Here is a 25,197-nt window from a genome sequence, read left to right as displayed (position 1 = left end):
GCTCCTTAACGGTCTTTCGGGTCGAGGGCATCACGCAGGCCATCGCCGATAAAGTTGAAACAGAACAGGGTGACAACCAGGAAGCCCGCCGGATACAGCAGCAGCCATGGAGAGACTTCCATTGAGTTTGCCCCATCGCTCAGCAGCGCACCCCAGCTGCTCAGTGGCTCTTGCGTACCCAGCCCCAGGAAGCTCAGGAAAGATTCAAACAGGATCATGCTTGGCACCAGCAGCGAGGCATAGACCACAACGACGCCCAGCACGTTTGGAACGATGTGGCGAACCACGATGTTCCCGGTGGAAACCCCACCCACCTGGGCGGCTTCGATAAACTCTTTTCGCTTCAGGCTAAGCGTTTGCCCACGCACAATACGCGCCATGTCCAGCCAGGAGACCATCCCGATGGCCACGAAGATCAGTAGGATATTTTGACCAAAGAAGGTCACCAGCAGAATAACGAAGAACATGAACGGGAAGGAGTTAAGGATCTCAAGCAGACGCATCATCACGGAATCCACTTTGCCGCCCAGGTAGCCGGAAAGCGAACCGTAAAGCGTGCCCAGGATCACGGCCACCAGCGCGGCGGCGATCCCGACCATCAGCGAAATGCGCCCACCGATAGCCACGCGGACCAGCAGGTCACGCCCTGAGGAGTCGGTACCGAAATAGTGGCCGGATTCCATATCCGGCGCGCTCGACATCATGCCCCAGTCAGTATCGAAATAGCTGAACTGCGACAGCATGGGTGCCAGGGTGACAAACAGCGCAATAATCACCAGCACAATCAGGCTGGCAACCGCTGCACGGTTATGCATAAAACGCCGCCGGGCGTCCTGCCAGAGGCTACGACCTTCGACTTCCAGTTTTTCACTGAAGTTTTCCAGCGCCTCGCTGTTTTTCTTACTCAACATCATGGCGAGCTCCAGTTAGTAACGGATTTTCGGGTCGATAACGGCATACAGCACATCGACAACGGCGTTAAAGAGAATTGTCAGTGCCCCCACAAGGATGGTGAGGCTGAGAACGAGTGAATAGTCACGGTTAAGTGCACCGTTAACAAACAGCTGACCAATACCCGGCAAGCCATAAATGGTTTCTATAACCATTGAACCGGTGATGATCCCCACGAAGGCCGGGCCCATGTACGACAGCACCGGTAACAGCGCAGGTTTAAGCGCATGGCGGAAGATGATGCGGCGCATCGGCAGCCCTTTTGCGCGCGCGGTACGGATGAAGTTTGAGTGCAATACTTCAATCATCGAACCACGGGTGATACGCGCGATGCTGGCGATGTAGGCCAGCGAGAGCGCCACCATCGGCAAAATCATAAATTGTATTGCCCCACCGTTCCAGCCGCCCCCGGGCAGCCATTTCAGCGTGATCGCGAATATCATGACCAATAATGGCGCGACAACGAAGCTGGGTATGACCACCCCGGTCATTGCCACCCCCATCACGGCGTAATCCCATCGGGTATTTTGTTTCAACGCGGCGATAACGCCCGCCGTGACGCCGAGAACCACGGCCAGAATAAATGCCGCCGCGCCTAATTTCGCCGATACCGGGAAGCTGGAGGCCACCAGGTCGTTAACGGAATAGTCTTTATATTTGAATGACGGCCCAAAATCCCCGTGCGCCAGCTGCTTCAGATAATTGAAGTATTGGGTGGTGATAGGATCGTTTAAATGATATTTCGCTTCGATGTTGGCCATGACTTCTGGCGGCAGCGTGCGCTCACCGGTAAAAGGACTGCCCGGGGCCAAACGCATCATAAAGAAGGAAATTGTAATAAGAATAAATAGCGTTGGAATCGCTTCTAAACAGCGACGCAGGATAAATTTCAACATTGCCCGTACCTTCTGGCGTGTGCCTTTATGTGATGATGATTAGACACCGTGGGGCGAGTATACCCGCCCCACTCATTGCCATTAATGCTTGATAATATACAAGTTTTTGACAGAGATATTATCCATCGGGTCTTTACCTGTGTAACCCCCAACCCATGGCTTAACCAGACGGGCGTTCACGTAGTAGTAAACCGGCACAATCGCGGAATCTTTATCCAGCTGCTGCTCCGCTTTTGAATAGAGTTCAGCGCGCTGCGCGTCGTCAGTGGTTTTCAGCGTATCGCCAATCAGCTTGTCAAACGCCGGGCTCTTATAGTGCGCGGTGTTGTTGGAACTGTCGCTCAGCATGGTATTCAGGAAGGACGTCGGTTCGTTATAGTCCGCACACCAGCCTGCGCGCGCAACGTCAAAGGTGCCCTGATGACGCGTGTCGAGGAAGGTCTTCCACTCCTGATTTTCCAGCTTCACGTTTGCGCCCAGGTTCTTCTTCCAGATGGATGCGACGGCGATAGCCAGTTTTTTATGCAGATCCGAGGTGTTGTACAGCAGGCTGAAGGTCAGCGGCTTGTCAGCGGTATACCCGGCTTCGGCCAGCAGTTTTTTCGCTTCGGCGTTACGCTGTTCCTGCGTCATTTTGAACCACTCTGGCTCGGTCAGTTTCGCGCCATCGGTGTACGGAGGGGTATAGCTGTATGCTGGCAGGTCGCCCTGGTTCTTCACTTTGTTAACAATGATATCGCGGTCCAGCGCCAGCTTCAGTGCGGTACGAACGCGCACGTCGGTAAACGGTGCTTTTTGGTTGTTAATTTCATAGTAGTAAGTGCAGAGGTAAGGATCGACATGTACTTCTTTCGGAATTTCTTTTTTCAGCTTCTGGAACAGTTCAATCGGCATGTTGTTATAGGTCATATCGATTTCACCGCTGCGGTAGCGGTTAACGTCCGTCACTTCAGAAGCGATTGGCAGATAGGTCACCTGGTTAATGACGGTCTTCGCGTTATCCCAGTAATTGGTGTTACGCTCTAGCACCAAACGTTCGTTGACCACCCAGTCTTTCAGCTTATAAGCGCCGTTGGTGACGATATTCGCAGGCTGGGTCCATTTCTCACCAAACTTCTCGATGGCCGCTTTTGGAACCGGGGAAACGGACGGGTGAACCAGCAGTTTGTAGAAGTACGGAACAGGCTCGCTCAACGTCACTTCAAATGTGTTTGCATCAATGGCTTTTACGCCGAGGTCAGTCACCGGTTTTTTACCCGTAATGATGTCATCAATATTGGCGATGTGACCATACTGCAGATAGCTCGCATACGGAGAGGCGGTATTAGGATTTGCCAGACGCTGCCAGCTATAAACGAAATCTTCAGCGGTTACTGGTGTACCGTCAGACCATTTTGCATCTTTACGCAGATGGAAGGTCCAGACTTTGAAATCTTTATTTTCCCATTTTTCAGCAACACCCGGAGCCGGGTGGCCGTCAACGTCGGTCACCAGCAGACCTTCAAACAGGTCGCGGTTTACGTTTGACTCAGGAACACCTTCGATTTTGTGCGGATCGAGAGACTGAACTTCAGCGCCGTTATTACGAACCAGCGTTTGCTTCTCAGCCAGTTGAACCCCTGCCGGCACGTCTGCAGCCATTGCAGCGTTGCCCGCGATTAGCGCAGTTAAAATTCCCGCCGCGACCAGACTTTTTTTTGTGATGATGGACATTGTGTTGGTACTCCACTCATTATAATGACCGGCCTTCGCCAGTTGTGTAATCCCCTTCTGGGGCCTGTACAGCGCAGGAGTTTTTTTTGCTGCTGTCAGGTTCTTTTTTTTACTTCTTGCTATCACCGACTTCTTTATTACTGACCGCTCGTGTGGCGGTCTTGCGTCGATTCCGGGTACGCCGCCCTGTCCGCGACGTGCCTGAGATATCTGAGAAGAAAACTATATGAAAATAATTCTCATCTACTTGTTTACAGCTGCAAAATATAAGGCCGGAAAGTACCAAATGGCGTCAGCTCTCGCCAATACATTTTGCAAATTTGTTAAGCAATTCTCTTTTACGGTAGAGACCGTCTTTTAGGGGGCTGCCTTGCCTGAGATCAAACATCAGGGAAACGCCCTGCTATTCAATGCGATACAGAAATATACTTCTGCGAGCGCGTCGCTGCGCTTCGTTCGACTGGTTTTGTACAAAAAATTAACAATTGATTATTATTTAGCACATTCCTCTGGGGGAACGTTGAAATTACTAATATCATTTCGGTTATCTCTCAGCAAGCCCCAGAGTATCATGTGAGAAAAATAACAGATCGATTGCAGGATTTATGTGCAGAGGTGATGAGAGTCAACATCTAACTCATTGAAATGTATAAAGTGGAGATTATTAGTAGAATTTATTATGACGTGTGCGCATTTCAACTTTATTTATATTTTTTACTGATAACGATGTAAAAAAAACGGTGCCACCGGCACCGTTCTTTCATATGAAACTGTTAATGCAACAATCCGGGGAAAATGCTTTTAATGCCGGTGACGATAAACTCAATGCCCAGCGCCATCAGCAAAAGACCCATAATACGCGTTATGACGTTAATGCCCGTCTGACCCAGTAAACGAACCAGCCACGGTGCCATACGGAATACGCCCCAGCAGCAAAGCGCAAACAGGGCTATCGCCACCGAAAACCCAATCAGGTGCATCACGTTGTGGTAGCGCGTACCCCATACGATCGTTGAGCTGATCGCGCCCGGTCCGGCCATCAAAGGCAGCGCCAGCGGCACCACGCCGATGCTTTCGCGGATAGCGGTCTCTGACTTCTCCTGTTTATTCTGCTTATCTTCACCGAGCTTACCGCTGATCATCGACATGGCGATGGTAACGACCAGGATCCCGCCTGCAATTCTGAAGGAATCAATCGAGATACCAAACAACTGCAGAATGGCGTCTCCCAGATAAAGGGAGGTCAGCAAAATAATGGCAACTGACAGGTTTGCAGTGAGGTTAGTCTTATTTCTGGCGGCCGCCGTCTGGTAGCTGGTCATGCTAATGAAGACAGGAATGATCCCCACCGGGTTCACGAGGGCAAACAAACCAATAAAAAACTTAAAATATGTAGGGAAATCAAAGAGCGTTTGAATCACGTGGTGCTCCGCTAATGCGCATAGCCTGGGCTGAAAAGGGATCCTGATAAAACCGCGCTGAAGATACGCTTTTTATACGCATTCTTCATCAGAAATCTGCGGCAAAATAATAGCATTTCATAATGTTAATTATTTGTATTATCTATGATAGCTTCGCTTTCAATAGTTACTTAATTATTTAACAGTAGAATAATGTCGACAAAATACCCCTGCTGAAAGGTATCAGCTTAGGGAAAAATTGACGCAGATCATGATTTTCGTACTCAGAAGTGAGTAATCTTGATTACGCCCCCAGGGATATCACCTATCAAAAAGGGATGATGCTAAGGTAAGGCTCTTTTAGTAAATTAGTGCGTTCAGGCGGTCAGTAACCCTTTGTTTTATTGTGTGTTACGCAAGCATGAACGGCTCTGACTATACTGTGTGACGTATCGAGCGCTGGTTTACTAAAAGAGTTTAAACATTATCAGGAGAGCATTATGGCTGTTACCAATATCGCTGAACTGAACGCCCTCGTCGAGCGCGTGAAAAAAGCCCAGCGTGAATATGCCAATTTCACCCAAGAACAGGTTGATAAAATCTTCCGCGCGGCCGCTCTGGCTGCTGCAGATGCTCGAATCCCTCTCGCTAAAATGGCCGTTGCCGAATCCGGCATGGGTATTGTTGAAGATAAAGTGATCAAAAACCACTTTGCTTCTGAGTATATCTACAACGCCTATAAAGATGAGAAAACCTGCGGCGTGCTGTCTGAAGACGACACCTTCGGTACGATTACCATCGCAGAACCTATCGGCATCATTTGCGGTATCGTTCCAACCACCAACCCAACGTCTACCGCAATCTTCAAATCTCTTATCAGCCTGAAGACCCGTAACGCAATCATCTTCTCCCCGCACCCACGTGCGAAAGACGCCACCAACAAAGCAGCTGACATCGTCCTGCAAGCAGCAATCGCCGCGGGTGCGCCAAAAGATCTTATTGGCTGGATTGACCAACCTTCCGTTGAACTGTCCAACGCGCTGATGCATCACCCGGACATTAACCTGATTCTGGCGACCGGTGGTCCAGGCATGGTTAAAGCGGCATACAGCTCCGGTAAACCGGCTATCGGCGTTGGCGCAGGCAACACCCCTGTTGTTATCGATGAAACCGCAGATATCAAACGTGCTGTGGCTTCCGTACTGATGTCCAAAACCTTCGACAACGGCGTTATCTGTGCTTCTGAACAGTCTGTTGTTGTGGTGGATTCCGTTTATGACGCCGTTCGTGAACGTTTCGCCAGCCATGGCGGCTACATGCTGCAGGGCCAGGAACTGAAAGCGGTTCAGAACATCATTCTGAAAAATGGCGCACTCAACGCTGCTATCGTAGGCCAGCCTGCTTACAAAATCGCTGAACTTGCAGGCTTTACCGTGCCGGCAAACACCAAGATTCTGATCGGTGAAGTCACTGTTGTTGATGAAAGCGAACCGTTTGCACACGAAAAACTGTCTCCTACGCTTGCAATGTACCGCGCGAAAGATTTCGAAGACGCGGTAGAAAAAGCGGAGAAACTGGTTGCGATGGGCGGTATCGGTCACACCTCTTGCCTGTACACCGACCAGGATAACCAGCCAGAACGTGTTGCCCACTTCGGTCAGATGATGAAAACTGCCCGTATTCTGATTAACACCCCTGCTTCTCAGGGTGGTATCGGCGACCTGTATAACTTCAAACTCGCACCTTCCCTGACTCTGGGTTGTGGTTCCTGGGGTGGTAACTCCATCTCTGAAAACGTTGGTCCAAAACACCTGATCAACAAGAAAACCGTTGCTAAGCGAGCTGAAAACATGTTGTGGCATAAACTTCCGAAATCTATCTACTTCCGCCGCGGCTCTCTGCCAATCGCGCTGGATGAAGTGATTACTGATGGCCACAAACGTGCGCTCATCGTGACTGACCGTTTCCTGTTCAACAACGGCTATGCAGACCAGATCACCTCTGTTCTGAAAGCGTCTGGTGTAGAAACTGAAGTCTTCTTTGAAGTTGAAGCTGACCCAACGCTGAGCGTGGTTCGCAAAGGTGCCGAGCTGGCAAACTCCTTCAAACCAGATGTGATTATCGCACTGGGCGGTGGTTCCCCAATGGATGCCGCGAAAATCATGTGGGTGATGTACGAACATCCTGAAACTCACTTCGAAGAACTGGCGCTGCGCTTTATGGACATCCGTAAACGTATCTACAAGTTCCCGAAAATGGGCGTAAAAGCGAAAATGATCGCGGTTACCACCACTTCCGGTACCGGTTCAGAAGTGACGCCGTTTGCTGTGGTCACTGACGATGCAACCGGCCAGAAATACCCACTGGCTGACTACGCGCTTACGCCGGATATGGCTATCGTTGATGCCAACCTGGTCATGGATATGCCGAAGTCACTGTGTGCGTTTGGTGGTCTTGATGCGGTCACTCACGCCCTGGAAGCTTACGTTTCCGTACTGGCATCTGAGTTCTCCGACGGTCAGGCTCTGCAGGCGCTGAAGTTGCTGAAAGAAAACCTGCCAGCATCTTACAACGAAGGCTCTAAAAATCCGGTAGCGCGTGAGCGTGTACACAGTGCTGCGACCATCGCGGGTATCGCGTTTGCGAACGCCTTCCTGGGCGTGTGTCACTCAATGGCGCACAAACTGGGCTCCCAGTTCCACATTCCTCACGGTCTGGCGAACGCCCTGTTGATCAGCAACGTTATCCGCTATAACGCGAACGACAACCCAACCAAGCAGACTGCTTTCAGCCAGTACGACCGTCCGCAAGCGCGTCGTCGCTATGCTGAAATCGCTGACCACCTGGGTCTGTCCGCTCCGGGCGATCGCACCGCGGCGAAGATTGAGAAACTGCTGGCATGGCTGGACAGCATCAAAGCTGAGCTGGGCATTCCTAAATCTATCCGCGAAGCAGGCGTTCAGGAAGCTGACTTCCTCGCTCACGTTGATAAGCTGTCTGAAGATGCCTTCGATGACCAGTGTACCGGTGCTAACCCACGTTACCCACTGATTGCCGAGCTGAAACAGATCCTGCTGGATACCTTCTACGGACGTGAGTACAAAGAAGGCGAAGCTGACACTGCACAAGTTGCAGCGCCGGTAGTAAAAGCTGACAAAAAAGCGAAGAAAAACGCCTGATTGACAGCCTAAGAAAAAACCCGCCAATGGCGGGTTTTTTTATGTCTGATGGTTTTAAACACTAAGCAAGGCTATTTGCGGTTTTCATCCTGAAGCACAGCCAGAGAACCCAGGGCGAGCGCTTCTTTATAATGTTTACGGCACACGGAGACATAGCGCTCATTACCCCCTATCACTACCTGTTCGCCGTCTGCGAAGGGTTTTCCGGACTGGTCGAGACGAAGCACCATGCTGGCTTTACGTCCACAGAAACAGATCGTTTTTAGCTCAACGAGCTTATCTGACCAGGCGAGCAAATATTGGCTGCCGGCAAACAACTCCCCCCGGAAATCGGTACGCAGCCCGTAGCAAAGGACCGGGATATCCAGATTGTCTACAACCTCAGATAACGCATGAACCTGTTCGCGGGTGAGAAACTGACTTTCGTCCACCAGCACGCAGTGTATGGGCTTTTTAGCGTGTTCTGAGCGAATATCTTCCAGCAGGTCGGTCTCGGTGTTGTAGAGCCTGGCAGGCGACGAGAGGCCGATTCTCGAACTGACCTTACCGGCACCAAATCTGTCGTCGATCTCGGCAGTATAAACAACGGTTCGCATGCCCCGTTCCTGATAATTGTAAGAGGACTGCAGTAACGCTGTGGATTTCCCTGCATTCATTGCCGAATAGTAGAAATAAAGCTGTGCCATTGGCCGTTAAACCCTAATCAATGTGTAATATTCCCGATGAGTCATTGTACCATATTTTGCCTTATCATCAGCGTTACACCTCACAGCCCCAGGTGCCTGGAGGAAGGCCAGCCACGGTCGGGTTGCAAAAATAATACGTTAAAACAGAGAGTAAACGCTTTTAGCACCCTCCTTATGAGAGGCCCCAGACCCGGCATAACACTTCTTTTTATACTGGAATGAACGGACATTAACATTCACTATTTATTAACTATTTTTGCCTTATCCTCTCTTTTGCAAAGTAATACAAAAGGCTGATATTTATCCGCCGCAACTATAATTCCTGAGGGAAATGTCACAAAAAAAAGACGCAACGGGCCGTTTTTGCCGCCTGGGTGTGATAACGTATCAGCCAGATACGCTGTGGAATTTAAGTTAGCGTAATTAATAATAGCGGCGAGTATTTAGTATTTTTTGAATTCCTTACATTCCCACCTATTGCACAACTCAATTTATCGCTCTATTATTAGGACAACAAACCACCCCCATTATAAGTTTGAGATTACTACAATGAGCGAAGCACTTAAAATTCTGAACAACATCCGTACTCTTCGTGCGCAGGCAAGAGAATGTACCCTTGAAACGCTTGAAGAAATGCTGGAAAAATTAGAAGTTGTAGTTAACGAACGTCGTGAAGAAGAAAGCGTAGCTGCTGCTGAAATCGAAGAACGTACGCGTAAACTGCAGCAATACCGTGAAATGCTGATTGCTGATGGTATCGATCCAAATGAATTGCTGAACAGCATGGCTGCAGCGAAAACCGGTACCAAAGCTAAACGCGCTGCGCGTCCTGCTAAATACAGCTACATTGATGAAAACGGCGAGTCTAAAACCTGGACCGGCCAGGGTCGTACTCCAGCTGTAATCAAGAAAGCAATGGACGAGCAGGGTAAACAACTGGATGACTTCCTGATCAAGGATTAATCTGGACCCTGTTTCGAAAATCCCGCTATATGCGGGATTTTTTATGCCTGTAATTCCCCGCAAACATCCCCTTACAGACTGTCATATCGCGACAGAGGCTTATTTAAGCTACCTGACAAACCCTTTTCCCGGCAGGGTTGTTTTTGCGGTATAAAAAAACCGGTGGGCATCGCCTCGCCGGTTTTGTTCGCATGAAATTCAGAATATTACTTAATACCCATGCTTTCTTTGAGCCAGCCTTTAAATTCTTCACCCAGCGTATTATGACGAATGCCGTATTCGACAAACGCCTGCATATAACCGAGCTTATTACCGCAGTCATGGCTCTTGCCCTTCATGTGGTAAGCTTCAACCGTTTCTTTCTCGATCAGCATGTCGATGGCGTCAGTCAGCTGGATCTCATCGCCCGCGCCTGGAGGCGTTTTCGCCAGCAGCGGCCAAATCTCTGCACTCAGGACGTAGCGGCCTACTACAGCGAGGTTTGAAGGCGCGATATCCGCTTTAGGCTTCTCTACGACGCCAACCATAGGCACGCTTTCGCCCGGCTCAAGGTTAACGCCTTTGCAGTCAACTACGCCGTAGGCGGTAACGTCTTCAACAGGTTCAACCATGATCTGGCTGCTGCCGGTTTCGTCGAAGCGCTTAATCATCTCTGCCAGGTTATCCTGGGAGAGATCGGATTCGTATTCATCCAGAATAACGTCAGGCAGGATGACGGCAACAGGCTCATTACCCACAACAGGATGCGCGCACAGAACGGCATGACCCAGACCTTTAGCCAGACCCTGACGCACCTGCATAATAGTCACGTGCGGCGGACAAATAGACTGAACCTCGGCCAGCAGCTGGCGTTTAACACGTTTTTCCAGCATCGCTTCGAGTTCAAAACTTGTATCGAAATGGTTTTCGATAGAGTTTTTTGAGGAATGCGTGACCAGCACAATTTCCGTAATTCCTGCAGCAATGCATTCATTGACGACATACTGGATTAATGGCTTATCAACCAAAGGCAGCATCTCTTTAGGGATTGCCTTTGTCGCTGGCAACATCCTGGTCCCCAATCCCGCTACCGGGATAACGGCCTTTCTCACTTTCGAATTTAGGGCAGCCATTGAAATTCTCCTGAACTGTTCAAGTTTTGAACTTTTATGCATTAATTAACGCGTTAAGTATATCAGCCACATCCTGAAGGGCGGGTCTGAAAAGCGCGCGTTACCGATCAATTAGGATTAATACGTATGATTCTGGCAGTGATAGTAGCACTGCCTGCATAACACTGGTAAAGCAATGTGTCGTTTAAAATCCAACTGCTTATTCCGTGGACAACATTAAACGCAGTCGTCCCCCGCTTCCCCAAATTTGGCACTGCCATGAGGAGCAACGGTGGCTAATTTGATTAAGGTAAGCTGTTCCTAATGTGCCTAGCGGGACACCGTTGCTCACCTGTATATGATGCTCACCGGTATTCAAGGTGGCATTTAACCCTGCGGATACCAGGATAAGATTGTTCAAGCCGCTGTGATAATATCCAACCAGAAGCGGGAACTGGCCCGGTAAATTGGCCTGACGGAAAAGTTGATTCACTTGTTTAAGTAAACTGCCCAACTCCGGCAAACGTTGCCCCTGATGGGATAACTGTTCCTGAAGCAGCCCATTAAAAAGCGCACGAAGTAATAACGCGGCTAAAACGCCATTATCCCCTGCGCGTGTAACATCCAGACAATAAAATGCGAGATCGGCATCAGAGAGTGGCGCAATATCCAGCACTAACCCCGGCTGATCGGCCGCAACGAGTTGACGATAATTGACGCGACAATGTGAAATGGATTGCTGCACCGGCGGCTGAAGCTCCTGAAGCAATTTTGCCGCGGCAAGCGGGTTGCTGACTAACGCATCCCAGTCCTGGAATAAACGCTCTTCCTCTTCCACGCGGGAATTGAACATATTGGGATAGAGGCAGGCCAGCACCGTTTCACGCAGCCGGTTAAGATCTTTTACGGGTTTCAGCAAGATATCCTGGACGCCGAGACGCAGCGCTTTAGCGATATCCGCCATGTTTTCGGTCGCTGAAATCACCAGAATGGGGGTTTGGTTGCCCTCATTGCGCAAATGCTCGACCAGCTTAAGGCCATTCATTCGGGGCATTTCGAGATCGCAGATCATCAGATCCGGTGTGGCAGATGCCATTTTCTCAATAGCATCAATGCCGTCTTCGGCGAGTGAAGTGGCTGCTCCTAGTGAAGATAACCAGGAATCCAGCAGCGAGCGGAAAACGGGCTCGTCTTCAACGATTAAAATGTGTTTTCCGGCCAATGGCTGCGTCATGGTTCCTCCCCTGGCTGACAATGACTAATAGTGGCATGGTATCGACACTATCGCCTGTCAGATTTTGCTGAAGTGTGCTTAAAAAGGTTCTCAATGTGCTGTTCGCACAAAAGGTAACAGTTCATCTATTTTCTTTTCGACGGCTAACGAGCCTGCTGCAATAGCGGCTTCTGCCCGATGGAAATCGAGGGTCGAAATTTGTGGGCAATACGGTTGGATCAAGATATCCGGTGGATCGCCGGCCATACGGTTGCGTTTCAGGCGGTTCTCAAGCACCTGTATCGAGGTGGTCATGATCTCCATGGCGGTAGGTGCGGCAACCGAGCGACGCGCGGCGATACGCCCTATTTTACCGCGTAAACGCGCATGCCAGGCGAGCTTCTCACTTTTCGCATCATCGCTGTGAAGATTAACAGGCATAAGGTCGTGCTGCATCAGGTGGGCGTCGTGTTGTAAATCCACGGCGATCACAATATCGGCTCCCATTGCACGGGTAAGCGAGATGGGGACCGGGTTCACCACGCCGCCATCGACCAGCCAATAGCCGTTATGCGGTACGGGTGCCATTAATCCCGGCATACTGCACGAGGCGCGAACGGCGAGATGGAGGTCGCCTTCGGTCAGCCATAGCTCTCGCCCCGTGCTGAGGTTCGTCGCGACGGCACCAAAAGGCATCTTGCAATGGCTAAAGTCGTTGAGGGGCATTATCTGGCGGAACTGATTAAATACGCGTTCGCCGCGCAGCAATCCGCCTCGTTGCCAGGAGAGGTCCATCAGGCGCAGTACATCCCAGTAGCTGAAGGAACGAACCCACCCTTCCAGCTCCGGCAACTTATCGCAGGCACAGGCCGCCCCAACCAGCGAACCAATTGAACATCCTGCAACAATATCGATGTCTATCCCCATCTTTTTTAACGCATTGATGACACCGATATGCGACCAGCCCCGGGCGGCACCTGAGCCCAACGCCAGTCCAATTTTTACCTTTCTCATTAGCCCTGTTTTACTTCCCCTGGATTCCCGACATAGCGTCAACGCAACTGCTCAGTTAACATGGTGCTACCCTAAGCGTTTTACGCCCTTAATTTTTTTCCAGGAAGAGAATCGTGTCTCAACTCTGCCCCTGCGGTAGCGCTCTGGAGTATAGCCTATGTTGCCAGCGATATCTTTCTGGCGAGCAGGTTGCACCAGACCCGTCACACCTAATGCGTTCGCGGTATACTGCTTTTGTGATCAAAGACGCAGACTATCTTATCAGGACCTGGCATCCGTCCTGTCATGCAGCTGAATTTCGCCAGGATATTGAAACGGGCTTTGCTCACACTCAGTGGCTCGGCCTGACCGTTAATGATGCCGCGCCAGGCCGTGATGATAACGAAGGTTACGTCAGCTTTGTGGCGCGTTTTACAGAGCAAGGCAAACCCGGCGCGATCATCGAGCGTTCCCGGTTCTTAAAAGAAAGCGGGCAATGGTATTATATTGACGGAACACGCCCTCAATTCGGTCGTAACGATCCCTGCCCCTGCGGTTCAGGTAAAAAATTTAAAAAGTGTTGCGGGCAGTAACGCCTGACAACCGAGACTTCGCAAATACATAAACAGGATTTCCGGCGATGCAATCACTACAACGTAAAGTTCTGCGCACCATTTGTCCCGACCAGAAAGGGCTAATCGCACGAATTACCAACATTTGCTACAAGCATGAACTGAATATCGTGCAGAACAACGAGTTCGTCGATCACCGTACGGGCCGCTTCTTTATGCGCACTGAGCTTGAAGGTATTTTCAACGATACGACCCTGCTGGCCGATCTTGATAGCGCCCTGCCCGACGGTTCTGTGCGTGAGTTAACGCCTGCGGGTCGCCGCCGCATCGTTATTCTGGTCACTAAAGAGGCCCACTGCCTGGGTGACTTACTGATGAAAGCCAACTATGGCGGACTGGATGTCGAGATCGCCGCCGTCATTGGCAACCACGACACGCTGCGTACGCTGGTTGAGCGTTTTGATATTCCGTTTGAGCTGGTCAGCCATGAAGGTCACACCCGCGAGGAGCACGATAATCTGATGGCACAGGCCATTGATGCGCATAACCCGGATTACGTGGTGCTGGCTAAATACATGCGCGTGCTGACGCCATCCTTCGTGTCGCGCTTCCCGAACAAGATCATCAATATTCACCACTCGTTCCTGCCAGCCTTCATCGGCGCACGTCCGTATCATCAGGCCTATGAGCGTGGCGTGAAGATCATCGGTGCGACCGCGCACTATGTGAACGATAACCTGGATGAAGGCCCAATCATCATGCAGAACGTCATCCATGTGGACCACACCTACACGGCAGAAGATATGATGCGTGCCGGACGCGACGTAGAGAAAAACGTTTTAAGCCGCGCGCTGTATCAGGTGCTGGCGCAGCGCGTGTTTGTCTACGGTAACAGAACGATTATTCTTTAATCCTTCGGAAAATGAATTGATTAGCTTTGCACCTTTACGGATAAAAAGCAGCCAAACAACGGCATTTACCTAAAGGAATGCTTTACAGGGGCGTCTCATTTGATATGATGCGCCCCGCTTCCAACAGGAAGCAGGCCAGTAATAGCATTACCCCGTGGTGGGGTTCCCGAGCGGCCAAAGGGAGCAGACTGTAAATCTGCCGTCATCGACTTCGAAGGTTCGAATCCTTCCCCCACCACCATCTACACGCTGTACCTCAAAATAGTATTACCCCTGGTGGGGTTCCCGAGCGGCCAAAGGGAGCAGACTGTAAATCTGCCGTCATCGACTTCGAAGGTTCGAATCCTTCCCCCACCACCATCACTTCCCTATCGCTACAAACTTTCTTCTGGTTCAGTACTTCATATTCTCCGAAACGGGAAGGATGAGAAGCGTCGACCAAGGTTCGATTCGAGCGAAGCGAGAAAGCGTTGCCGCAGGCAACGACCCGAAGGGCGAGGCGCAACGCGCGGAGTTATCCTTCCCCCACCACCATCACCTTAAAGCCAATCCAGCCTTCGTAGGCCGGGTAAGGCGCAGCCGCCACCCGGCGACAGAAACCTACATCGGCGGCAATCTTCGCGTCACCGGCGAACTCTTCACAATCGACGTATTGCACTGGGCATGTTCTGCCAGACCGTCCAGCAGCGTATCGAGCTGCCCGATAGAGCGCACCACCAGCCTGATCACAAAGCAATCCTCCCCCGTGACCTTATCGCTTTCAATGCACTCAGGCATGGCCTGAATATACTTATCGACCTTGTGCAGTAACCCTGGCAACGGCCGAACGCGCACCAGCGCCTGCAAGGTATATCCCAACGCCGCGAGATCCACGCGCGCGCCATAACCCTGAATCACGCCACGCTCTTCGAGCCGCTTCAGACGCTCAGCCGTGCTGGGCGATGTCAGACCAACCCGACTGCTGAGCACCTTCAACGACATGCGGGCATCTTCAACAAGACAAGCCAGTATTTGCCGATCGATTTCATCAAGAAGGCTTTCCATCATTTTCACCTTATTTATAAAAGCATTTAACCTGATTCGCCTTATTTTCTCTCTGTAAAACATATCAGACTTTTTCGACAATAGAGCCTCATTCAGGAGGTGTGCGATGCAAGATATTCATAAAGGCGTCTGGCAGATGGGTCTGGCGATGCTCATTTCAGGCTCCATCGGGGCGTTTGTGCTGCTTTCAGGCCTGCCGGTGACGGATATCGTTTTCTGGCGCTGCGCAATCGGCGCCGTTACGCTCTTTGCTTTTATTCGGTTCAGCAAAAAGCCATTCAGCGCGCTTACCCGTGCTACTCTGGCGCTGGCGGTGATCGGCGGGGTTGCCCTGGTGGTGAACTGGTTACTGCTTTTCGCGGCCTATTCGCGTATCTCAATCGGCCTGTCGACCGTGGTGTATAACACTCAGCCGTTCATGCTGGTGATGATGGGGATGTTTTCAGGAGAGCGCGTCAGCATGGTGAAATGGGGCTGGCTGCTTCTTGCCTTTGCGGGCGTGGTCATTTTGCTCTCCAGCGAACTCGCCGGTGGCCATAGCGCCGAATGGCTTACGGGTATCGGGCTGGCGTTGGGCGCGGCCTTCTTCTATGCACTCACGGCGATGATTACCCGTAAGCTCTCCTCCCTTACGCCACAACACATTGCCTTCATTCAGGTGCTGGTTGGCGTTGTCATACTTCTGCCGATGGCGCAGATGCCCGCGCTCTCGGGCGAGTTCCCGTGGACCATTTTGCTGACGCTCGGGGTTGTTCATACCGGGATCATGTACCAGTTGCTCTACAGCGCCATTCAGAAACTGCCTACGCCCATTATCGGCTCACTGTCGTTCATCTACCCGGTGGTGGCAATTCTGGTCGATACCGTGGTGTTCGGCCATGCGCTGAACGCGATACAGCTGGCAGGCGGCGCGCTGATCCTGTTTGCGGCGGCAGGTAATAACCTGGGTTGGGGTGTAAAAAAACCCCGCGAGTGCGGGGTTGATAGTCAATGTGCGGATTAGCGACGCGCGCGGACAACCTGGTATTTGCGCGTCAGGTACTCTACCGGCACGCTCCAGATATGGACCAGGCGGGAGAACGGGAACAGCACAAACAGGGTCATCCCCAGCACCAGGTGCATGCGGAAGATAAACGCTACGCCGTCGAGATGCTCAGACGCACCGCCGTGGAAAGTCACCACAGACTGCGCCCAGCCGACCAGCTTCATCATCTCGCTGCCGTCCATGTGCTGCGCAGAGAACGGAATGGTCATCAGGCCCAGCGCGCACTGGATAACCAGCACCGACATCACCAGAATATCGGCTGCGGTTGTCGTCGCACGGATGCGCGGGCTGAAGAGGCGGCGTCTCAGCAGCAGCAAGCCGCCCACCAGGCACATCAGGCCCGCAGCACCGCCACCAAACATCGCCATCTTCTGTTTCACGTCCAGCGGCAGCCAGGATTCATACACCCAGTGTGGCGTCAGCATCCCGAAGGCATGCCCGGCGATCACCCCGAGAATACCGATGTGGAACAGGTTCGAGGCCAGGTTCATCCCCTTGCGATCCAGCATCTGGCTGGAGGCCGCACGCCAGGTGTACTGACCATAGTCATAGCGCAGCCAGCTTCCCACCAGGAACACGGTGCCCGCAATGTACGGGTAAATGTCAAAGAAGAACATATTCAGGAAGTGCATTATTGCCGTCCTCCGTTAGAGATATTCAAATATTGCGGGGCAACTGCTCCGGCGAAACGACGCTGGTGAGCAGAGATTTCTGACTCACCGCAGCTCTGGTCAGCGAAGAATTTCACCTGCTCTTCTTCCCAGACGGCATCCAGCGCCTGTGGGGTGTCATCGCGGGCTTCTTCCGCGATTTTTTCCGCCACTTTTTCCGTGTCGATAGCCGCTTTTGCCAGTTTCACCAGCAGTTCGAACAGAACGGCATAAGCGCTTTCACGCTGTTGCAGACGCGCGTTCAGCAGCGCCAGAATCGGAGCGATATCCTGCAGGCCGCCCAGCGCCTCTTCCTTCGGCAGCTGCGCCAGATACTCCAGATACAGCGGCAGATGATCCGGCAGCTCGCGGCTGTCGAGCTGCAGGCCATGCTGCTCGTACTGCGCCATCAGGTCTACCATCGCCTGACCGCGGTCGCGGGATTCACCGTGTACGTGTTCGAACAGCAGCAGCGACGTTGCGCGGCCACGGTCAAACAACTGGCTGTAGTCTGCCTGCGCATCAAGCAGATCGCGCGCAAGCAGATCGCGCAGGAAAACGCCCAGCTTCTGGGCATCCTCTTTATCCAGGTTTTCAGATGACGCGAGTGCATCAAAGAGTTCCTGTTGATGCTGCGCAAGCGCAGCATCCGGGTACTCGAGCAGACGCGAAACAATGACGAGTTCAATCATTGGTGCGGCTCCGTTTTGCTGGTCACATCCATAGCATCGATGCGGCGGCTGTTGAACAGGTTGAATTTGGTGTCAGACCCGTGGCAACCGTCGCCAAAGGTAAAGCCACATCCGCTTTTTTCCGGGAAGGCTTCGCGAGCCTGCTCACGGTGGCTGCTTGGTACCACGAAACGGTCTTCGTAGTTCGCAATCGCCAGATAGCGGTACATCTCCTGCGCCTGCGCTTCCGTCAGACCCACCTCTTCCAGCGCACGGGTATCCGTTACGCCGTCAACGGTTTCAGCGCGTTTGAAGTGACGCATCGCCAGCATACGTTTCAGCGCCAGCAGGACCGGCTGGGTATCCCCTGCGGTGAGCAGGTTCGCCAGGTACTGAACCGGGATACGCAGGCTTTCCACGTCCGGCAGGATGCCATTGCTGCCCAGTTCACCTGCGTCAGCCGCAGACTGAATCGGAGACAGAGGCGGCACATACCAGACCATCGGCAGCGTGCGGTATTCCGGATGCAGCGGCAGTGCCAGCTTCCAGTCCATCGCCATTTTGTACACCGGAGATTGCTGCGCCGCGTCGATCACGCTCTGCGGTACGCCGTCTTTCAGCGCTTGCTCGATCACTTTCGGATCGTTCGGATCGAGGAACACGTCCAGCTGGCGCTGATACAGATCTTTTTCGTTTTCGGTGCTGGCTGCGGTTTCAATCGCGTCCGCGTCGTACAGCAGCACGCCGAGGTAACGGATACGGCCCACGCAGCTTTCGGAACAGACCGTCGGCATACCGGCTTCAATACGCGGATAGCAGAAGATGCACTTCTCGGACTTACCGCTCTTCCAGTTGAAGTAGATTTTCTTGTACGGGCAGCCGGTGATACACATACGCCAGCCGCGGCACTTGTCCTGGTCAATCAGCACTATGCCGTCTTCTTCACGCTTGTAGATAGCACCGCTCGGACAGGTCGCCACACATGCCGGGTTCAGGCAGTGTTCACACAGACGCGGCAGGTACATCATGAAGGTGTTTTCAAACTGGCCGTACATCGCCTTCTGCATGTTCTCGAAGTTTTTGTCTTTCGACAGCTTCTCGAACTCACCGCCCAGATCGTCTTCCCAGTTCGGGCCTTTCTCGATCTTATCCATGCGCTGCCCGGTGATCAGGGAGCGAGGGCGCGCAATCGGCTGATGTTTACCTTCTGCGGCGTTATGCAGGTTCTGATAGTCAAAATCAAACGGCTCGTAGTAATCGTCGATGCCCGGCAGATGCGGGTTAGCGAAGATTTTTCCCAGAAGCATGGCACGGTTACCCATGCGCGGTTGAATTTTGCCGTTGATTTTGCGGATCCAGCCGCCCTTGTATTTTTCCTGGTCTTCCCAGTTGGTCGGGAAACCGGTGCCTGGCTTGGTTTCAACGTTGTTGAACCAGGCATATTCCGTACCTTCACGGCTGGTCCAGACGTTTTTACAGGTGACTGAGCAGGTATGACAGCCGATGCATTTATCCAGATTCAGCACCATGCCGACTTGTGAACGAATTTTCATTTTACGCTCTCCTGTACCTGGTCATTACCTTCGCCATCTAACCAGTTAATATTCTTCATCTTACGAACCACCACGAACTCATCGCGGTTAGACCCTACCGTGCCGTAGTAGTTAAAGCCGTAGGCCAGCTGCGCATAGCCACCGATCATGTGGGTTGGCTTCGGCGTAATACGGGTGACGGAGTTATGAATACCGCCGCGCTGCTCGGTAATTTCTGAGCCAGGAATGTTCACGATACGTTCCTGCGCGTGGTACATCATGGTCATACCTGCGGGTACACGCTGGCTCACTACCGCACGGGCGGTTAATGAACCGTTGCTGTTAAACACCTCGATCCAGTCGTTATCTTTAATGCCCAGATCTTTGGCATCCGCTTCGCTCATCCACACAATTGGCCCACCACGACCCAGCGTCAGCATCAGCAGGTTGTCGCTGTAGGTGGAGTGGATACCCCATTTCTGGTGCGGCGTCAGGAAGTTCAGCGCTTTCTCAGGGTTACCGTTGGATTTCTCACCCATCACCGCTTTCACCGAACGGGTGTCGATTGGCGGACGGTAAACCAGCAGGCTTTCACCGAAGTCGCGCATCCACTGGTGATCCTGATACAGGGACTGACGTCCGGTCAGTGTGCGCCATGGGATCAGCTCGTGAACGTTGGTGTAACCCGCGTTGTAAGAAACATGCTCATCTTCAAGGCCTGACCAGGTCGGGCTGGAGATGATTTTGCGCGGCTGGGCCTGAATATCGCGGAAGCGGATTTTTTCGTCTTCTTTGTTCAGCGCCAGGTGCTTATGGTCGCGACCGGTGAACTCGCTGAGCGCAGCCCAGGCCTTCACGGCAACCTGACCGTTCGTTTCCGGTGCCAGCGTCAGGATCATCTCTGCGGCATCAATGGCAGTGTTCAGCATGGGCTGGCCTTTGGCCGGGCCGTCTGCTTTGGTGTAATTGAGCTTACGCAGCAGATCCATTTCGCTCTGGGTGTTCCAGGCGATCCCTTTACCGCCGTTACCGATCTTCTCCATCAGCGGGCCGATAGAGGTAAAGCGTTCGTAGGTAGCCGGGTAGTCACGTTCAACCGGAATGATGTGCGGCGCGGTGACGCCCGGGATCAGGTCACACTCGCCTTTTTTCCAGTCCTTCACGTCCAGCGGCTGCGCCAGTTCGGCTGCGGAGTCGTGCTGAATTGGCAGCGTAACCACGTCGGTCTCTTTACCCAGGTGACCCACGCACACTTCAGAGAACTTCTCGGCGATGCCTTTGTAGATTTCCCAGTCGCTTTTCGATTCCCATGCCGGGTCAACGGCGGCAGACAGCGGATGAATAAACGGATGCATATCCGACGTATTCATGTCGTCTTTTTCGTACCAGGTCGCGGTTGGCAGAACGATATCGGAATACAGGCAGGTGCTCGACAGACGGAAGTCCAGCGTCACCACCAGATCCAGTTTGCCGTCCAGACCGTTATCTTTCCATTCAACTTCTTCAGGCTTCACGCCGCCCTGCTTGCCGAGATCCTTGCCCTGGATACCGTGGTCGGTACCGAGCAGGTATTTCAGCATGAACTCGTGACCTTTACCGGAAGAGCCCAGCAGGTTGGAGCGCCAGATAAACAGGTTACGCGGATGGTTTTTACCGTTTTCAGGCTGTTCCGCCGCGAAGCGAATGGAGCCTTCTTTCAGGGATTTGACGGTGTAATCTACCGGCGACATACCCGCTTTTTTCGCCTCTTCTGCGATACGCAGCGGGTTGGTACCCAGCTGTGGCGCAGACGGCAGCCAGCCCATACGCTCGGCGCGCACGTTGAAGTCAATCAGATGGCCGCTGTAGCGGGATTTATCCGCCATTGGCGACAGCAGTTCCTGTGCGGTCACCGTCTCGTAGCGCCACTGGCTGGAGTGGTTATAGAAGTAGGAGGTGCTGTTCATGTGGCGAGCCGGACGCTGCCAGTCAAGCGCAAACGCCAGCGGCTGCCATCCGGTCTGCGGACGCAGTTTTTCCTGACCAACATAGTGTGCCCAACCGCCGCCGCTCTGGCCTACACAGCCACAGAAGATCAGCATGTTGATAAGACCACGATAGTTCATATCGAGGTGGTACCAGTGGTTCAGACCTGCGCCAACGATAATCATTGAACGACCGTGGGTCTTATCCGCATTCTCCGCAAACTCACGGGCGATGCGGGTGATTTGCGCGCGCGGAACGCCGGTGATCTGCTCAGCCCAGGCCGGGGTGTACGCTTTCACGTCGTCATAGCTGGTTGCGCAGTTTTCATCGTTCAGACCGCGTTCCAGACCGTAGTTCGCCATGGTCAGGTCGTATACGGTCGTGACCAGCGCGGTGGAGCCATCCGCCAGCTGCAGGCGTTTCACCGGCAGTTTGTGCATCAGCACGTCCTGCAACGCAACCTTGTTGAAGTGCTCGGTGCCTTCGCCGCCGAAGTACGGGAAGCCAACGTCAGCGATCTCATCCTGGCTACCCAGCATGCTGAGACGCAGCTCGGTTTCTTCGCCGGACGTGCCGTCGCGCTGCTCCAGGTTCCACTTGCCTTTTTCGCCCCAGCGGAAGCCGATAGAGCCGTTTGGCGCAACCAGCTCGCCATTGCTATTGCAGGCAACGGTTTTCCACTCAGGGTTATTTTCCTGACCGAGAGCATCCACCAGATCGGCGGCGCGCAGCATGCGGCCCGCGGCATAGTAGCCATCACGCTCTTCGAGCATGACCAGCATCGGGAAATCGGTGTAGCGACGCACGTAGTCGGTGAAGTACTGGCTCGGTTTATCGAGGTGGAACTCACGCAGCATGACGTGGCCCATCGCCAGCGCCATCGCGGCATCGGTACCCTGCTTCGGTGCCAGCCACAGGTCGCACAGCTTGGCGATTTCAGCGTAGTCCGGGGTGATGGCAACGGTTTTGGTGCCTTTGTAACGCACTTCGGTAAAGAAGTGGGCATCCGGGGTACGGGTCTGCGGTACGTTTGACCCCCACGCGAGGATGTAGCTGGAGTTGTACCAGTCTGCGGATTCAGGAACGTCAGTCTGCTCACCCCAGGTCTGCGGAGACGCTGGCGGTAAATCGCAGTACCAGTCGTAGAAGCTCAGACAGGTACCGCCAATCAGGGAGAGATAGCGCGCGCCGGACGCGTAAGAGACCATCGACATCGCCGGGATCGGCGAGAAGCCTGCCACGCGGTCCGGGCCGTAGGTCTTAACGGTATAGACGTTAGAGGCGGCAATCAGCTCGTTGACTTCTTTCCAGGAGGAACGCACGAAGCCGCCGCGACCACGCGCCTGCTTAAAGCTTTTCGCTTTATCTGCGTCTTCAATAATGGACGCCCACGCCGCAACGGGATCGCTGTGCTGAACCTTCGCCTCACGCCACATTTTCATCAGGCGTTTACGCATCAGCGGGTATTTCAGGCGGTTAGCGCTGTAGAGGTACCAGGAGTAGCTGGCACCACGTGGACAGCCGCGCGGTTCATGGTTCGGCAGGTCAGGACGCGTGCGTGGATAATCGGTTTGCTGAACTTCCCAGGTCACCAGACCATTTTTGACGAAAATCTTCCAGCTACATGAACCTGTGCAGTTTACGCCGTGGGTAGAACGCACGACTTTGTCATGCTGCCAGCGCTGACGGTAACCGTCTTCCCAGTCCCGGTTAGTCTCCAGAACCTGGCCGTGCCCATCGGCAAAAGTTTCACCCTTCTGTTTGAAGTAGCGAAACCGGTCCAAAAATTTGCTCATCGGGTATCTCCTGTGTGGAGCCTGTGGCTCTCTAAATCGACATTGCTGATTTGCAGCGAAGGTAACGCTCTGATAGATGACAAGAATTGATAACGATCAAGGCAGGCGGGGTCTTCCGGGGGTGGTATTAGACCAACTACCACCAAAGCGGTAGGATTTTTTGTTTTTTATGTAACTGATTATTAAGATAAAAATACTTTTATCCTCTGCTTCCCCTGGCATTTTTTAACATCTTAGGTATTAGGGGGTAGACACTCCTGCAAAGTGATGGCGATCGCGGTATTACCCTGGGCATATCTATGAGACCTGGTAAGTATGTTGTAACTAATGACTGGTCAAAAAAAACGCGGCACGCTGGCCGCGTTAACGGATAATCAAACTTACTTATTTTTCTTAGTATTACGGCCGTATACCAGCCACGTGATAGCCACGCAGGCGATATAGAACACGAGGAATACTTTCATTGCGCCCGCTGGCGACCCGGTCAGATCCAGAGAGATACCGAACGCCTTCGGAATAAAGAAGCCACCAATCGCGCCAATCGCAGAGATAAAGCCCAGCGCGGCGGCGGTGTCGGTTGCGGCTTCACGCATGGCCTGCTCTTCGCTTCCGCCCTGCGCTTTCACACGATCCATCGTCAGCTTACGGAAGATAACGGAGATCATCTGGAAGGTGGACGCACTGCCCAGCCCGGCCGTCAGGAACAGCACCATGAACACGCCGAAGAAGGCAGTAAAGTTCCCGCCCTGACCATCAGTTGGCAGCGTCAGGAACAGCAGCGCACAGAAGACCGCCATCACCACAAAGTTCACCAGCGTCACGCGCGTCCCGCCCAGACGGTCGGAAATCATCCCGCCGACAGAACGTGCCAGGGCACCAACGAACGGACCGAAGAAGGCGAACTGCAGGATCTGAATATCCGGGAACTGGGTCTTGGACAGCATCGCAAAGCCCGCGGAGAAACCGATGAATGAACCGAAGGTTGCCAGATACAGCAGCGCCATCACCCACAGGTGGCCGCGCTTCAGCACCGGCAGCTGCTCGCTCAGCGATGCTTTAGACGCGGACAGGTCGTTCATAAAGAACCAGGCCGCCAGGGTGAAGATCACCAGGAACGGTACCCAGACCCAGGCCGCGTTCTGTAGGAACAGCGATGAGCCGTCCGGCTGCGTTACGCCACCGCCGCCGAAGGCCGCGAAGATGGAAACGGAGATCGCCAGCGGCGCGATCAGCTGCATGACGCTCACGCCCATGTTGCCCAGACCGCCGTTAATACCCAGCGCGCCGCCCTGCTTCGCTTTCGGGAAGAAGAAGCTGATGTTTGCCATACTGGAAGCAAAGTTTGCGCCAGCAAAGCCGCACAGCAGAGAGATGATCACGAAGACGCTAAACGGCGTGGACGTATCCTGCACCGCAAAGCCGAGCCAGACGCAGGGAACGATCATGATGCCGGTGCTGAATGCCGTCCAGCGACGACCGCCAAAAACAGGAACCATAAAGGCGTAAGGCACACGCAGCAACGCGCCGGAGAGCGACGGCAGCGCGGTTAACATAAACAGCTGATCGGTGGTAAACGTAAAGCCGACTTTCGGCAGGTTAACCGCCACAGCACTGAACAACATCCATACGCAAAATGCTAACAGCAGACACGGAACGGAAATCCACAGATTTCGGCTTGCAATACGATGGCCGCGCTGTTGCCAGAACGCCGGATCCTCCGGACGCCATTCAGTAATGACGGCACCGGTTTCCCTTTCGGGAGCGGATGAGTGACTCATAGACACCTCTGATTCTCGAATGATGCTGCAAACATTAGGGTTTTAGGGCGGCGGTAAGTTGATATAAATCAAAGGAAAAGTGGGTGGATTTGCGGCGAAAAAAAAGTCATTACCCTTAGTGAGTAGAGGTTTTCGGCAAAAAAGGTGT

The 25,197-nt window shown here is 52.9% G+C and carries 19 protein-coding genes, 2 tRNA genes and 1 other RNA gene; 8 read left to right on the top strand and 14 right to left on the bottom strand.

Going from position 1 to position 25,197, the window contains the following annotated elements; genetic code table 11:
• Window positions 1-5: 5 nt before the first annotated feature.
• From oppC to ACWKX3_RS03835, 4 genes are all read right to left on the bottom strand, one after another.
• The gene (gene oppC / locus ACWKX3_RS03850) at window positions 6-914 is read right to left on the bottom strand and encodes an oligopeptide ABC transporter permease OppC (RefSeq protein ID WP_006175828.1); all 909 of its coding nucleotides are present in this window, start codon (window positions 912-914) and stop codon (window positions 6-8) included.
• 12 nt (window positions 915-926) lie between these two features.
• Window positions 927-1,847 carry an oligopeptide ABC transporter permease OppB gene (gene oppB / locus ACWKX3_RS03845; RefSeq protein ID WP_006175829.1) on the bottom strand — a complete coding sequence of 307 codons (921 nt, stop codon included), beginning with the start codon at window positions 1,845-1,847 and terminating at the stop codon, window positions 927-929.
• 81 nt (window positions 1,848-1,928) lie between these two features.
• Window positions 1,929-3,560: an oligopeptide ABC transporter substrate-binding protein OppA gene (gene oppA, locus ACWKX3_RS03840; protein WP_006175831.1), complete on the bottom strand. Its 1,632-nt coding sequence runs from the start codon at window positions 3,558-3,560 to the stop codon at window positions 1,929-1,931.
• Window positions 3,561-4,333: 773 nt separating this feature from the next.
• On the bottom strand, window positions 4,334-4,981 hold the full coding sequence (locus ACWKX3_RS03835; RefSeq protein ID WP_006175836.1) for a YchE family NAAT transporter: 648 nt from the start codon (window positions 4,979-4,981) through the stop codon (window positions 4,334-4,336).
• A gap of 479 nt (window positions 4,982-5,460) precedes the next feature.
• Between ACWKX3_RS03835 and adhE the strand changes: the two genes are divergently transcribed.
• A complete protein-coding gene (gene adhE / locus ACWKX3_RS03830) occupies window positions 5,461-8,139 on the top strand; it encodes a bifunctional acetaldehyde-CoA/alcohol dehydrogenase (RefSeq protein ID WP_006175838.1) in 2,679 nt (892 codons plus the stop codon).
• A 71-nt stretch (window positions 8,140-8,210) separates the two neighbouring features.
• On the opposite strand, the gene tdk is transcribed toward adhE, so the two are convergent.
• Window positions 8,211-8,825: a thymidine kinase gene (tdk, locus tag ACWKX3_RS03825; protein ID WP_454541300.1), complete on the bottom strand. Its 615-nt coding sequence runs from the start codon at window positions 8,823-8,825 to the stop codon at window positions 8,211-8,213.
• A 549-nt stretch (window positions 8,826-9,374) separates the two neighbouring features.
• On the opposite strand from tdk, the gene hns reads away from it, so the two are divergent.
• Window positions 9,375-9,788: a histone-like nucleoid-structuring protein H-NS gene (hns, locus tag ACWKX3_RS03820; RefSeq protein WP_006175843.1), complete on the top strand. Its 414-nt coding sequence runs from the start codon at window positions 9,375-9,377 to the stop codon at window positions 9,786-9,788.
• Between the two features lie 206 nt (window positions 9,789-9,994).
• Here hns and galU read toward each other — a convergent pair whose 3' ends face one another.
• From galU to rssA, 3 genes are all read right to left on the bottom strand, one after another.
• Window positions 9,995-10,900, bottom strand: coding sequence for a UTP--glucose-1-phosphate uridylyltransferase GalU (gene galU, locus ACWKX3_RS03815; protein WP_006175845.1), 906 nt, complete (start codon window positions 10,898-10,900; stop codon window positions 9,995-9,997).
• A 199-nt stretch (window positions 10,901-11,099) separates the two neighbouring features.
• On the bottom strand, window positions 11,100-12,113 hold the full coding sequence (gene rssB, locus ACWKX3_RS03810; RefSeq protein WP_006175846.1) for a two-component system response regulator RssB: 1,014 nt from the start codon (window positions 12,111-12,113) through the stop codon (window positions 11,100-11,102).
• A gap of 90 nt (window positions 12,114-12,203) precedes the next feature.
• Window positions 12,204-13,106 carry a patatin-like phospholipase RssA gene (gene rssA, locus ACWKX3_RS03805; protein WP_058610384.1) on the bottom strand — a complete coding sequence of 301 codons (903 nt, stop codon included), beginning with the start codon at window positions 13,104-13,106 and terminating at the stop codon, window positions 12,204-12,206.
• A gap of 113 nt (window positions 13,107-13,219) precedes the next feature.
• On the opposite strand from rssA, the gene ACWKX3_RS03800 reads away from it, so the two are divergent.
• The 5 genes from ACWKX3_RS03800 (at window position 13,220) to ACWKX3_RS03780 (ending at window position 15,102) form a co-directional block, all read left to right on the top strand.
• The gene (locus ACWKX3_RS03800) at window positions 13,220-13,678 is read left to right on the top strand and encodes a YchJ family protein (RefSeq protein ID WP_042319973.1); all 459 of its coding nucleotides are present in this window, start codon (window positions 13,220-13,222) and stop codon (window positions 13,676-13,678) included.
• Window positions 13,679-13,725: 47 nt separating this feature from the next.
• Window positions 13,726-14,568, top strand: coding sequence for a formyltetrahydrofolate deformylase (gene purU, locus ACWKX3_RS03795; protein WP_454541299.1), 843 nt, complete (start codon window positions 13,726-13,728; stop codon window positions 14,566-14,568).
• Between the two features lie 156 nt (window positions 14,569-14,724).
• Window positions 14,725-14,809 (top strand) — tRNA-Tyr (locus ACWKX3_RS03790).
• 34 nt (window positions 14,810-14,843) lie between these two features.
• A tRNA-Tyr gene (locus ACWKX3_RS03785) sits at window positions 14,844-14,928 on the top strand.
• 43 nt (window positions 14,929-14,971) lie between these two features.
• Window positions 14,972-15,102, top strand: a non-coding RNA gene (locus tag ACWKX3_RS03780) — RtT sRNA.
• A 66-nt stretch (window positions 15,103-15,168) separates the two neighbouring features.
• Here the strand turns inward: ACWKX3_RS03780 and ACWKX3_RS03775 are convergent.
• Entirely contained in the window at window positions 15,169-15,612 is a 444-nt protein-coding gene (locus ACWKX3_RS03775; protein WP_058610256.1) for an Lrp/AsnC family transcriptional regulator, read from the bottom strand.
• Window positions 15,613-15,718: 106 nt separating this feature from the next.
• Here ACWKX3_RS03775 and ACWKX3_RS03770 point away from each other — a divergent pair, with 106 nt between their 5' ends.
• A complete protein-coding gene (locus tag ACWKX3_RS03770) occupies window positions 15,719-16,615 on the top strand; it encodes a DMT family transporter (RefSeq protein WP_220710256.1) in 897 nt (298 codons plus the stop codon).
• Here the strand turns inward: ACWKX3_RS03770 and narI are convergent.
• From narI to ACWKX3_RS03745, 5 genes are all read right to left on the bottom strand, one after another.
• Window positions 16,612-17,289, bottom strand: a complete 678-nt coding sequence (narI, locus tag ACWKX3_RS03765; protein ID WP_220710257.1) for a respiratory nitrate reductase subunit gamma — start codon at window positions 17,287-17,289, stop codon at window positions 16,612-16,614. The two genes, ACWKX3_RS03770 and narI, sit on opposite strands and share 4 nt — an antisense overlap.
• Window positions 17,289-17,999, bottom strand: coding sequence for a nitrate reductase molybdenum cofactor assembly chaperone (narJ, locus tag ACWKX3_RS03760; RefSeq protein WP_088208308.1), 711 nt, complete (start codon window positions 17,997-17,999; stop codon window positions 17,289-17,291). The genes narI and narJ overlap by 1 nt, the downstream gene beginning before the upstream one ends.
• Window positions 17,996-19,531, bottom strand: coding sequence for a nitrate reductase subunit beta (gene narH, locus ACWKX3_RS03755; RefSeq protein ID WP_058610246.1), 1,536 nt, complete (start codon window positions 19,529-19,531; stop codon window positions 17,996-17,998). Before narH ends, narJ begins: the two co-directional genes overlap by 4 nt.
• Complete coding sequence (locus ACWKX3_RS03750) at window positions 19,528-23,271, bottom strand: nitrate reductase subunit alpha (RefSeq protein ID WP_006175862.1); 3,744 nt, start codon at window positions 23,269-23,271, stop codon at window positions 19,528-19,530. Before ACWKX3_RS03750 ends, narH begins: the two co-directional genes overlap by 4 nt.
• Before the next feature lie 380 nt (window positions 23,272-23,651).
• Complete coding sequence (locus ACWKX3_RS03745) at window positions 23,652-25,049, bottom strand: NarK family nitrate/nitrite MFS transporter (protein WP_042319977.1); 1,398 nt, start codon at window positions 25,047-25,049, stop codon at window positions 23,652-23,654.
• Between the last annotated feature and the right edge of the window lie 148 nt (window positions 25,050-25,197).

The sequence above is a fragment of the Enterobacter sp. UPMP2052 genome, assembly GCF_053709675.1.
The sequence above is the reverse complement of the archived record's forward strand: the minus strand, read 5'-3'. Positions and strand labels throughout refer to the sequence as shown.

Bases quoted from the DNA above. Each gene is read 5' to 3' on its own strand.
- galU (WP_006175845.1), bottom strand. From the start codon at position 10,900: ATGGCTGCCCTAAATTCGAAAGTGAGAAAGGCCGTTATCCCGGTAGCG.
- ACWKX3_RS03745 (WP_042319977.1), bottom strand. From the start codon at position 25,049: ATGAGTCACTCATCCGCTCCCGAAAGGGAAACCGGTGCCGTCATTACT.
- oppA (WP_006175831.1), bottom strand. From the start codon at position 3,560: ATGTCCATCATCACAAAAAAAAGTCTGGTCGCGGCGGGAATTTTAACT.
- hns (WP_006175843.1), top strand. From the start codon at position 9,375: ATGAGCGAAGCACTTAAAATTCTGAACAACATCCGTACTCTTCGTGCG.
- ACWKX3_RS03770 (WP_220710256.1), top strand. From the start codon at position 15,719: ATGCAAGATATTCATAAAGGCGTCTGGCAGATGGGTCTGGCGATGCTC.
- ACWKX3_RS03775 (WP_058610256.1), bottom strand. From the start codon at position 15,612: ATGGAAAGCCTTCTTGATGAAATCGATCGGCAAATACTGGCTTGTCTT.
- ACWKX3_RS03750 (WP_006175862.1), bottom strand. From the start codon at position 23,271: ATGAGCAAATTTTTGGACCGGTTTCGCTACTTCAAACAGAAGGGTGAA.
- narI (WP_220710257.1), bottom strand. From the start codon at position 17,289: ATGCACTTCCTGAATATGTTCTTCTTTGACATTTACCCGTACATTGCG.
- rssB (WP_006175846.1), bottom strand. From the start codon at position 12,113: ATGACGCAGCCATTGGCCGGAAAACACATTTTAATCGTTGAAGACGAG.
- narH (WP_058610246.1), bottom strand. From the start codon at position 19,531: ATGAAAATTCGTTCACAAGTCGGCATGGTGCTGAATCTGGATAAATGC.
- rssA (WP_058610384.1), bottom strand. From the start codon at position 13,106: ATGAGAAAGGTAAAAATTGGACTGGCGTTGGGCTCAGGTGCCGCCCGG.
- tdk (WP_454541300.1), bottom strand. From the start codon at position 8,825: ATGGCACAGCTTTATTTCTACTATTCGGCAATGAATGCAGGGAAATCC.
- narJ (WP_088208308.1), bottom strand. From the start codon at position 17,999: ATGATTGAACTCGTCATTGTTTCGCGTCTGCTCGAGTACCCGGATGCT.
- adhE (WP_006175838.1), top strand. From the start codon at position 5,461: ATGGCTGTTACCAATATCGCTGAACTGAACGCCCTCGTCGAGCGCGTG.
- oppC (WP_006175828.1), bottom strand. From the start codon at position 914: ATGATGTTGAGTAAGAAAAACAGCGAGGCGCTGGAAAACTTCAGTGAA.
- oppB (WP_006175829.1), bottom strand. From the start codon at position 1,847: ATGTTGAAATTTATCCTGCGTCGCTGTTTAGAAGCGATTCCAACGCTA.
- purU (WP_454541299.1), top strand. From the start codon at position 13,726: ATGCAATCACTACAACGTAAAGTTCTGCGCACCATTTGTCCCGACCAG.